This window comes from Oleiphilus sp. HI0066, from assembly GCF_001635725.1.
Map to the genome: position 1 here is coordinate 1 of NZ_LWFH01000705.1, position 841 is coordinate 841.

2 protein-coding genes are annotated in these 841 nt (G+C 48.5%); both read left to right on the forward strand.

Going from position 1 to position 841, the window contains the following annotated elements; translation table 11 throughout:
- A partial coding sequence (locus A3738_RS08785; protein ID WP_197473733.1) for an FAD-binding domain-containing protein occupies positions 1 to 425 on the forward strand: 425 nt, incomplete at its 5' end.
- Positions 418 to 841, forward strand: a 424-nt coding sequence (locus tag A3738_RS08790) for a cryptochrome/photolyase family protein (RefSeq protein WP_197473734.1), incomplete at its 3' end; no start/stop codon positions are given. The genes A3738_RS08785 and A3738_RS08790, both read left to right, overlap by 8 nt.

An 841-nucleotide genomic window follows, 5' to 3' on the forward strand; every position in this document is an offset into this window, starting at 1 on the left:
TGCATAATCGCATTCGCATGGTTGTTGGCTCATTCTTGGTGAAAAACCTACGCTGTGATTGGCGCTTAGGAGAAGCATGGTTTAGAGACTGTTTACTCGATGCTGATCTTGCAGCCAATGTTGCCAGTTGGCAGTGGGTGGCTGGTTCAGGCGCCGACGCAGCACCTTACTTTCGAATTTTCAATCCCGTATTACAGGGCGAAAAATTTGATAGTGATGGCGAATACGTCAAGAAATTTTGCCCTGAACTTGCAGAGGTGCCGAAGAAGTTTATCCATAAACCGTGGGAAGCACCGACCGACATTCTCAAATCGGCAGGCGTGTGGCTAGGTACTGATTATCCGCATCCAATTGTGGATCTTAAAGAGTCTCGTGAAGCGGCACTTGATGCATACGAAGTCGTAAAGGCCGCATCAAATGCCTGAGTTTTCGACGCAGACAGGAAAGCTTTGTTTAGTCCTCGCAGACCAACTGTCACGCTCGCTTGCTAGTTTGAGCGATATAGACAAGCAAAATGATCTGATATTGATGGCAGAGGTGCGTACAGAGGCGTCTTATGTGAAACATCATAAGAAGAAAATTGCCTTCCTTTTCTCTGCCATGCGTCACTTTGCTAAGGAGCTTCAGAACGACGGCTATCGCGTGCGCTATGTGTCTTACGACGACCCTGACAATGCTGGTAGCCTTAAAGCGGAAGTCGAGCGAGCGATGTCAGAGCTAAGCTTTTCGCATGTCGTTGTGACATTTCCAGGTGAATGGCGTGTGCTCGAGGATATGCAGAGCTGGCAGGCGGCGTTTGACGTTTATAACGCGACTGTTGAGATTCGTGAAGACGACCGAT